3 protein-coding genes are annotated in these 2,169 nt (G+C 65.7%); all 3 read left to right on the top strand.

Going from position 1 to position 2,169, the window contains the following annotated elements; all coding sequences use genetic code 11:
• The first annotated feature begins 118 nt into the window (after positions 1-118).
• The 3 genes from AC1D01_RS31410 to ahpC all read left to right on the top strand — a co-directional run bounded on the left by AC1D01_RS31410 (position 119) and on the right by ahpC (position 2,166).
• Positions 119-310: a plasmid-related protein gene (locus AC1D01_RS31410; protein WP_477873436.1), complete on the top strand. Its 192-nt coding sequence runs from the start codon at positions 119-121 to the stop codon at positions 308-310.
• Between the two features lie 11 nt (positions 311-321).
• Positions 322-1,434, top strand: a complete 1,113-nt coding sequence (dnaN, locus tag AC1D01_RS31405; RefSeq protein ID WP_477873435.1) for a DNA polymerase III subunit beta — start codon at positions 322-324, stop codon at positions 1,432-1,434.
• Between the two features lie 168 nt (positions 1,435-1,602).
• Entirely contained in the window at positions 1,603-2,166 is a 564-nt protein-coding gene (gene ahpC, locus AC1D01_RS31400; protein WP_047588578.1) for an alkyl hydroperoxide reductase subunit C, read from the top strand.
• The last annotated feature ends 3 nt before the right edge of the window (positions 2,167-2,169 follow it).

Here is a 2,169-nt window from a genome sequence, read left to right as displayed (position 1 = left end):
GACCTGCACGCCCAGCTGCGCGCCAACGCCGGCGAGGCCGACACCGCGCCGTTCTGATCCACGGTATAGTTTCCGTCGCAATGGATACACATATGTGTATCCACAACCGGAGACCCCGATGAACACCAAAGACGCCGGCATGCGGATCCGCATCGAGCGGGATCTGCGAGATGCCTTCGTGCAGGCCTGCCAGTCGCAGGGCCTGGCGGCCGCCGAGGTGCTGCGCGACTTCATGCGCAGCTTCGCGGCCAAGCATTCGGCCGAGCAGGCGCAGCTGTTCGGGCAGTCCTCCAAGCCCGATCAACGCTGAAGGAGCCAGCGATGATCGTGCTGAAGGACACCCAGGCGAAGTTGCTCGGTGCGCTGCAGGCCGTCTGCGGCATCGTCGAGCGACGGCACACCCTGCCCGTGCTCGCGAACGTGCTGATCCGCAAGAGCGGCCCATCGATCGCGTTGACCACCTCGGACCTCGACATCGAGGTCGGCCACCAGGTCGAGCTGGGCGGCGATGCCGGCGAGTTCGCCACCACCGTGTCGGCGCGCAAGCTGATCGACATCCTGAAGGCGATGCCGCCCGACCAGCTCGTCACGCTGACGGCCGAACCCGGCCGCCTGCGGCTGCAGGGCGGGCGCAGCCGCTTCACGCTGCACACGCTGCCGGCCGAGCAGTTCCCGCTGGTCGCGCGGGCGCCGCATGCCACCACGCTGCGGTTGCCGCAGCACGTGCTGAAGTCGCTGGTCGACCAGGTGAGCTTCGCGATGGCGGCGCACGACATCCGCTACTTCCTGAACGGCGTGCTGTTCAACACCGACGGCCGGCGCGTGCGGCTCGTCGCGACCGACGGCAACCGGCTCGCGCTGGCCGAGGCCACGGTCGACGCCGAGCTGCCGGCGCAGCAGGTGATCCTGCCGCGCAAGGCGGTGCACGAGCTGCAGCGCCACCTGCGCGAAGGCAGCGATGACGCCGCCACCGTCGAGATCCGCCTCGCCCCCGCGCAGGCGAGCTTCGAGCTCAACGGCATCAGCTTCATCACCAAGCTGATCGAGGGCCGCTACCCCGATTTCGACCGCGCGATCCCGAAGACCAACCCGCACGCCGTGACGCTCGGCCGCGCCGCGCTGCTCGGCTGCCTGCAGCGCGCCTCGCTGATGACCAGCGACAAATTCCGCGGCATCCGGCTGAGCCTGGCGCCGGGTGCGCTGCGCATCGTCTCGAGCAACGCCGAGCGCGAGGAGGCCGACGAAGACATCGACGTCGACTACGGCGGCGCGCCCCTGGAGATCGGCTTCAACGTGACCTACCTGACCGAGGTGCTCGGCGAGACCGATGCCGAGATGGTGACGATGGCGCTGCAGGACGCGGCCTCGGCGGTGCTGTTCACCTTCTCCGAGCGCAGCGACTTCAAGTACGTGGTGAGCCCGATGCGGCTTTGACGTGAGGCCCTGACGCAAGACTCCGACGTGAATCGGGCCCCTCCGATCAATAGTTTTTCTCCATCGACTTGATTCAGTCAATTAATCCCGCAAATGCTGCAGTGCGGTCAAAATTCGCTTCGCCAGTTCGTTTTTTCATCCAACCCAAGCCACCAAGGAAATCACACGATGTCGCTGATCAACACCCAAGTCCAACCGTTCAAGGTCGAAGCCTTCCACAACGGCAAGTTCATCGAAGTCACCGAAGCGAGCCTGAAGGGCAAGTGGTCGACGCTGATCTTCATGCCGGCGGCCTTCACCTTCAACTGCCCGACCGAAGTCGAAGACGCTGCCGACAACTACGCCGAATTCCAGAAGCTGGGCACCGAGGTCTACATCATCACGACCGACACCCACTTCGCGCACAAGGTGTGGCACGAGACCTCGCCGGCCGTCGGCAAGGCCAAGTTCCCGCTGATCGGCGACCCGACGCACAAGCTGACGCGCGCGTTCGGCGTGCACATCGAGGAAGAAGGCCTGGCACTGCGCGGCACCTTCGTGATCAACCCCGATGGCGTGATCAAGACCGTCGAAGTGCACGACAACGCGATCGCGCGTGACGTGAAGGAAACCCTGCGCAAGCTGAAGGCCGCGCAGTACGTCGCCAAGAACCCGGGCCAGGTCTGCCCGGCCAAGTGGAACGAAGGCGCCGCCACGCTGACGCCGTCGCTCGACCTCGTCGGCAAGATCTAAGAC

Source organism: Rhizobacter sp. P3_B12 (genome assembly GCF_056402895.1).
The sequence above is the reverse complement of the archived record's forward strand: the minus strand, read 5'-3'. Positions and strand labels throughout refer to the sequence as shown.

Coding starts and splice junctions, on each gene's coding strand:
- AC1D01_RS31410 (WP_477873436.1), top strand. CDS start 119: ATGAACACCAAAGACGCCGGCATGCGGATCCGCATCGAGCGGGATCTG.
- dnaN (WP_477873435.1), top strand. CDS start 322: ATGATCGTGCTGAAGGACACCCAGGCGAAGTTGCTCGGTGCGCTGCAG.
- ahpC (WP_047588578.1), top strand. CDS start 1,603: ATGTCGCTGATCAACACCCAAGTCCAACCGTTCAAGGTCGAAGCCTTC.